Origin of the sequence: Streptomyces scopuliridis RB72, from assembly GCF_000718095.1 — a bacterium.
Taxonomy (GTDB): Bacteria; Actinomycetota; Actinomycetes; order Streptomycetales; family Streptomycetaceae; genus Streptomyces; species Streptomyces scopuliridis.
The window spans coordinates 375,530-381,529 of the sequence record NZ_JOEI01000018.1 but is presented as its reverse complement, the minus strand read 5'-3'; the positions used below and the strand labels follow the sequence as shown (position 1 = coordinate 381,529).

The window sequence follows — 6,000 nt, the reverse complement described above, 5'->3', positions numbered from 1 at the left end:
GCGAACTACAGACCCTCCTCGCAACCTGGACCGGCGCCTGCCCCACCTGCCACCGCGACATACCCACAGCAACACCAACCTGACCAAGCACTACTAGGCTCGGCCCCGCAAGGCAGCCGAGCTGTCGGGCTGTTGAGCAGCCAGGCAGGACAGCCGATTCGGAGGTTCAGACGTGACCGAGGGCAAGAGGGCTCCGCTCCCTCATGACTTCCATCCGCAGGTGCCGTCGTTCACCGTGGTGAGCGAGGACATCGCGCCCGGAGCGACGCTCAAGGACGCCCAGGTCCACGCCGCCGGGAACACCTCGCCGCATCTGCGGTGGGAGGGCTTCCCGGCGGAGACCCGGAGCTTCGCCGTGACGTGCTTCGATCCGGACGCACCGACCGGCAGCGGATTCTGGCACTGGGTGGTCTTCGACATCCCGGCGTCGGTCACGGAGCTTCCCGTGGGTGCGGGCACCGGGGCGTTCGACGGGCTTCCCGAGGGCGCGGTGCAGGCGCGCAACGACTACGGGTCGCGGGACTTCGGTGGCGCGGCGCCGCCGCCCGGGGATCCGGCGCACCGTTATGTGTTCACGGTGTACGCGGTGGACAGTGAGCGGCTGGGGCCCGACGGCGACGCGTCGCCCGCGGTCGTCGGCTTCAATTTGCGGTTCCATACGCTGGCACGTGCGCAGCTCATCGGCGAGTACGCCGCCCCGGCCGCCCTTTGACCGTTTGCCTTTTGTTTGCCCTGCCCTGGTCTTGGAGAGATCAGGGCAGGGCATTTTTTATTGTGTTGTCCCTCTCGGCGTGCCCGGCCAGAGTTGATCCAGGCCCGACGCCTCCCGATGGGGCTCGGGCCGGCACACGGGAGGTGGGCGGGATGCGGGACACGCTGGTACTGAATGCGAGCTTCGAGCCGCTGTCGACGGTGACTCTCAACCGTGCGGTGGTGCTGGTGCTGCAGGACAAGGCCGTTGTCGAGCACGCTCATCCCGATCTCCGTGTACGTGCGGCCGCGGTGGAGCTGCCGGTGCCGCGGGTGATCAGGCTCTGCCGGTATGTACGGGTGCCGTTCCGAAGACAGGCTCCGTGGTCGAGGCGGGGGGTACTGGTCCGGGACCAGCACCGGTGCGCGTACTGCGGCAGGCGCGCGACGACGGTGGACCATGTGGTGCCGCGGTCCCGGGGTGGTGCGGACAGCTGGCTGAATACGGTCGCTTCCTGCGCCGAGGACAACCACCGCAAGGCCGACCGTACGCCGGAGCAGGCGGGGATGCCGCTGCTGTACCAGCCGTTCGTACCGTCCCCGGCGGACGCGATGCTGCTGTCCCTGCGGGCCGGTGAGCGTTCGGAGCTGCCGCACTGGCTGGCCTCGGTCCAGTCCGCCGCGTAACGCGTGACGCGTCAGGCGTACGAGAGGAGCCCGCTCCCCCATGAGGAGCGGGCTTCCGGCTGTCGGCGGCCCGTACTCCCCGCGCCGCCCGTCAGCCGTACCGGCGGACCAGCAGCTGGACGATGGCGACCACCCCGACCGCCACGACCAGCCCGCGCAGCGCCGCGGGGGGCAGCTTGCGGCCGGCCTTGGCCCCGAGCTGGCCGCCGATCGCCGAGCCGACGGCGATGAGGACGACCGCTGTCCAGTCGAACTCCGCGACGAAGAGGAAGAAGAGCGCGGCGACGGTGTTGACGACGGCGGCGAGGATGTTCTTCACCGCGTTCAGCCGTTGCAGGGTGTCGTCGAGCAGCATGCCCATCAGGGAGAGATAGATGATCCCCTGGGCCGCTGTGAAGTAGCCGCCGTAGACGCTGGCGAGCAGCAGTCCGGTGAACAGGAGCGGGCCGCCGTTGGGGCGGGCGCTGGTGCCCTTCCGGGCACGGCGGGCTTGGACTGATCTGGCCAGCCTGGGCTGGAGGATCACCAGGACGAGGGCGACGGTGACCAGGACGGGCACGATCGTCTCGAAGGCCGTCGAGGGCAGCGTCAGCAGCAGTCCGGCCCCGGCGAGCCCGCCGATCAGCGCGGCGACGCTCAGGCGCAGTACGCGGCGGCGCTGGCCGGTGAGTTCCGCGCGGTAGCCGATGGCTCCGCTGATGGAACCGGGTATCAGGCCAAGGGCGTTGGAGACGGTGGCGGTGACCGGCGGGAGGCCCGTCGCGAGCAGGACGGGGAAGGTGATCAACGTGCCGGAACCGACGATGGTGTTGATGGTTCCGGCGCTGATGCCCGCGACGAATACGGCGAGCATCTCCCAGGAGGTCACGGTGCGCTGCCCTTCGGTGATCGGTGCTGGATGCACCGATCATGCACGAAGGGGCGGACCGCTCAGTCCAGCGGGGTGTCCTGCCGGCGCTCCTTGCCGGTGTTGAAGCCCGGCATGCCACCGCCCAGGTTGTCGAAGGCGCCGCTGAGCCCCTTGAGGGCGTCGCCGATCTCGCTGGGCACGATCCAGAGCTTGTTGGCGTCGCCTTCGGCGATCTTGGGGAGCATCTGGAGGTACTGGTACGCGAGCAGCTTCTGGTCGGGGTCGCCCGCGTGGATCGACTCGAAGACCGTACGGATCGCCTGGGCCTCGCCCTCGGCGCGCAGGGCGGCGGCCTTGGCCTCACCTTCGGCGCGCAGGATCGCGGACTGCTTCTCGCCCTCGGCGGTGAGGATCTGCGACTGGCGGATGCCCTCCGCGGTGAGGATCGCGGCGCGCTTGTCACGGTCGGCGCGCATCTGCTTCTCCATCGAGTCCTGGATGGAGGTCGGCGGCTCGATCGCCTTCAGCTCGACGCGGTTGACGCGGATGCCCCACTTGCCGGTGGCCTCGTCGAGGACGCCGCGCAGGGCCGCGTTGATCTCCTCGCGGGAGGTGAGGGTCCGCTCCAGGTCCATGCCACCGATGATGTTGCGCAGGGTGGTGACAGTGAGCTGCTCGATCGCCTGGATATAGCTGGCGACTTCGTAGGTCGCGGCGCGGGCGTCGGTCACCTGGTAGTAGATGACGGTGTCGATGTTGACCACCAGGTTGTCCTGGGTGATCACCGGTTGGGGCGGGAAGGGGACGACCTGTTCACGGAGGTCGATCCGGTTACGGATCGAGTCGATGAACGGGACGACAATGTTCAGGCCCGCATTGAGAGTTCGTGTGTAGCGGCCGAACCGCTCCACGATGGCGGCGCTTGCCTGCGGGATGACCTGGATCGTCTTGATCAGGGCGATGAATACAAGCACCACCAGGATGACCAGGACGATGATGATTGATGGCATCGCGTTCCTCGGGCCCTTCGCTGCCGGATGTTCTGATGATCCAGTTTCTCAGACCGCGGACGTATGTGCTTACCGTTCGGCCGGGTTGGCTCACATCACCACGGCGGTGGCTCCGTCGATCTCGACCACATCGACCTGTTGACCGGGTTCGAACGCGGCTCGCTCGTCGTAGGCGCGGGCCGACCAGACCTCACCGGCCAGCTTGATCCGGCCACCTCTGCCGTCCACCCGTTCCAGCACGACGGCTTGACGGCCTTTCAGCGCGTCGATGCCGGTGGCCGAGCCGGGGCTCGCGCCGCGCTGCCGGGCCGCGTAGGGACGTACGACGGCGACGAGGGCGACGGACACCACGACGAATACGAGGACTTGGGCCACGACTCCGCCGCCGAGCGCCGCGGTGACGGCTCCGGCGACCGCTCCGGCCGAGAACATGCCGAATTCGGGCATCGCCGTTATCACGAGCGGAATGCCCAGTCCGACAGCGCCGATCAGCCACCACACCCATGCGTCGATTTCCACATGGTCATGGTAGGGGCGCGGGTCCCTGTCCCGACAGGGGTGATATCCGGTCAGCTGACAGCCGTTGACCGGATGAACGTCAGCCGAGGGGCAGGCCCTGCGCGGTCCAGCGGTCGCCGTTGCGCTCGATGACGAGCGGGAGGCCGAAGCAGTGCGAGAGGTTGCGCGAGGTGAGCTCGGTCTCCACGGGGCCGGCGGCGAGCACCTTGCCCTGGCGGATCATGAGGACATGGGTGAAGCCCGGCGCGATCTCCTCGACATGGTGGGTGACCATGATCATGGAGGGGGCGTACGGATCGCGGGCGAGGCGGCCGAGTCTGCGCACCAGGTCCTCGCGCCCGCCGAGGTCGAGGCCGGCGGCGGGCTCGTCCAGGAGCAGCAGTTCGGGGTCGGTCATCATCGCGCGGGCGATCAGGGTGCGCTTGCGCTCGCCCTCGGAGAGCGTGCCGAACTTGCGGTCCAGGTATTCGGTCATGCCGAGGCGGTCGAGGAAGGCGCGGGCGCGCTGCTCGTCGACCTCGTCGTAGTCCTCGTGCCAGGTCGCGGTCATGCCGTACGCGGCGGTGAGGACGGTCTCAAGGACCGTCTGGCGCTTGGGCAGCTTCTCGGCCATGGCGATGCCCGCGATGCCGATCCGGGGGCGGAGGTCGAAGACATCGACCTTGCCGAGCCGCTCGCCGAGGATCCGTACCGCGCCGGAGGTCGGGAAGAGATAGCTGGAGGCGAGATTGAGCAGGGTGGTCTTGCCGGCACCGTTGGGGCCGAGGATCACCCAGCGCTCTCCCTCCTTGACCGACCAGGAGACATCGTCCACCAGAGCGCGTCCGTCGCGGACCACGGATACGTCCACCAGCTCCAGTACATCGCTCATGAGCGCGTTGTCTCCCCATGCAATCGTCTTGAGGTTTCGGGTGCGCCTGTAGGCGCGGCCCCCAAGGAAAACCTACGCCACCCGTCGAGGGGTCCGGCCGTGAGGTCCGTTCCCTACGCTGGTGCCATGCTTTCGCAACCACGCTCAGGACTGCTGGCCGCATGGGGAAATGCCCTGTTGGCCGGGTTTGTATCGCCGGACGACGCCGTGCTCGCCGTGGTCGGCGACGACGCCGTACACCGGGTGGAAGGACTGCCCGGTGAGGCCGGTCCTGTCGGGCTCACGCTGGCGCTGGGCCGGCTGCGGGCGCTCGGGGTGACCGGGTACCGGATCGCGCTGCCGGCGCCGGGCCATCCGCTGGGGCTCAGCGGCCCGCCGGAGTTCAATGCCCGCGCGCTGGAGGCCGAGGAGGCGGTGATCGCCGCCGGGGCTCCGTACGGACTGATCCCCGAGGTCTCCGCGGCGGGCCCGGACGGGGACCAGCATGTCGAGGTCCTCTGGCACTGTCTGCCGGTACGGGAGGCACCGCCGGCGGATGTGCCCTCGCTCGGCGAGGCGGAACGCGAACTGGCCGAGGCGCTGCGGGAGGCGACGGAGGTGCTCTCGCGGCTGGATGTGGCGGCGTCGGGGCCGGTGGCCGAGGCGGCGCTCGACGCGTACCGGGCACGGTCGGAGCGGGGGCGCGAGGTGCTGGCGCCCGGCTATCCGCCGCGGGCGGTACGGGTGCTCGAACTGGCGCAGCGGATCGGGCTGCTGGTCTCGCTCGCGTACGAGCACGGGCACGGCGGCGCGGTGAGCGCGTCGGAGATGGCGGCGCGGGGCGAGGCGCTGCGGCCGGTGGAGCGGTGTGCGCGGCGGGCGCTGGTGGCGTCGTACAACGCGTATGTCGAGGAGCGGGAGCGGGGGATGCCGCCCGTTTCCTGAGGCGCTGAGGTTTCGTGTGCGCGGGCGGGACGGGCGGTCACTCGACGCCGTACGCGAGTCCTCGTACGAAAAAGGCCGCCGAGGCCCGGGGAACCCACCCGCCAGGGGGTCACCGGGCCTCGGCGGCGCGTGACGCGACGCGTCAGTGGTTGACCGAGGCGTTGCCGAGCGCCGGGTTCAGCAGGCCGATCACGTTCACCGTGTTGCCGGTGAGGTTCACCGGGATGTGCACCGGGACCTGGACCGCGTTGCCGGAGCCGACACCCGGGGAGTGCTGCGCCACGCCGGTGGCGTGGGCGCCGCCCTCGGTGGCGGACGCGGCTCCGGCGGTGGCACCCGCCGCGAGACCGGCGGTGACGATGACCAGGGCGGCCTTCTTGGCAACCTTCATGGGATGTTCCTTAATCGTGTGATCAACAACAGCGGCGGTACGCCGCCGCACGCCATGA

At 69.5% G+C, this 6,000-nt stretch carries 8 protein-coding genes; 3 read left to right on the top strand and 5 right to left on the bottom strand.

Annotated elements, in window-relative coordinates; genetic code table 11:
• Window positions 1-172: 172 nt before the first annotated feature.
• Window positions 173-712: a YbhB/YbcL family Raf kinase inhibitor-like protein gene (locus tag IF11_RS0124180; RefSeq protein ID WP_030353814.1), complete on the top strand. Its 540-nt coding sequence runs from the start codon at window positions 173-175 to the stop codon at window positions 710-712.
• 152 nt (window positions 713-864) lie between these two features.
• Window positions 865-1,377, top strand: a complete 513-nt coding sequence (locus IF11_RS0124175; protein WP_030353813.1) for an HNH endonuclease — start codon at window positions 865-867, stop codon at window positions 1,375-1,377.
• Window positions 1,378-1,468: 91 nt separating this feature from the next.
• Here the strand turns inward: IF11_RS0124175 and IF11_RS0124170 are convergent, their stop codons facing one another.
• From IF11_RS0124170 to IF11_RS0124155, 4 genes are all read right to left on the bottom strand, one after another.
• Complete coding sequence (locus tag IF11_RS0124170; RefSeq protein ID WP_030353812.1) at window positions 1,469-2,245, bottom strand: sulfite exporter TauE/SafE family protein; 777 nt, start codon at window positions 2,243-2,245, stop codon at window positions 1,469-1,471.
• A 62-nt stretch (window positions 2,246-2,307) separates the two neighbouring features.
• On the bottom strand, window positions 2,308-3,237 hold the full coding sequence (locus IF11_RS0124165; protein WP_030353811.1) for an SPFH domain-containing protein: 930 nt from the start codon (window positions 3,235-3,237) through the stop codon (window positions 2,308-2,310).
• 90 nt (window positions 3,238-3,327) lie between these two features.
• Window positions 3,328-3,756, bottom strand: a complete 429-nt coding sequence (locus IF11_RS0124160; protein WP_030353810.1) for an NfeD family protein — start codon at window positions 3,754-3,756, stop codon at window positions 3,328-3,330.
• A gap of 79 nt (window positions 3,757-3,835) precedes the next feature.
• Entirely contained in the window at window positions 3,836-4,627 is a 792-nt protein-coding gene (locus IF11_RS0124155) for an ABC transporter ATP-binding protein (protein ID WP_030353809.1), read from the bottom strand.
• A 126-nt stretch (window positions 4,628-4,753) separates the two neighbouring features.
• Between IF11_RS0124155 and IF11_RS0124150 the strand changes: the two genes are divergently transcribed.
• Window positions 4,754-5,551, top strand: coding sequence for a hypothetical protein (locus tag IF11_RS0124150; protein WP_078490884.1), 798 nt, complete (start codon window positions 4,754-4,756; stop codon window positions 5,549-5,551).
• Between the two features lie 142 nt (window positions 5,552-5,693).
• Here the strand turns inward: IF11_RS0124150 and IF11_RS0124145 are convergent, their stop codons facing one another.
• Window positions 5,694-5,942 carry a chaplin gene (locus IF11_RS0124145; RefSeq protein WP_030353807.1) on the bottom strand — a complete coding sequence of 83 codons (249 nt, stop codon included), beginning with the start codon at window positions 5,940-5,942 and terminating at the stop codon, window positions 5,694-5,696.
• Window positions 5,943-6,000: the final 58 nt, after the last annotated feature.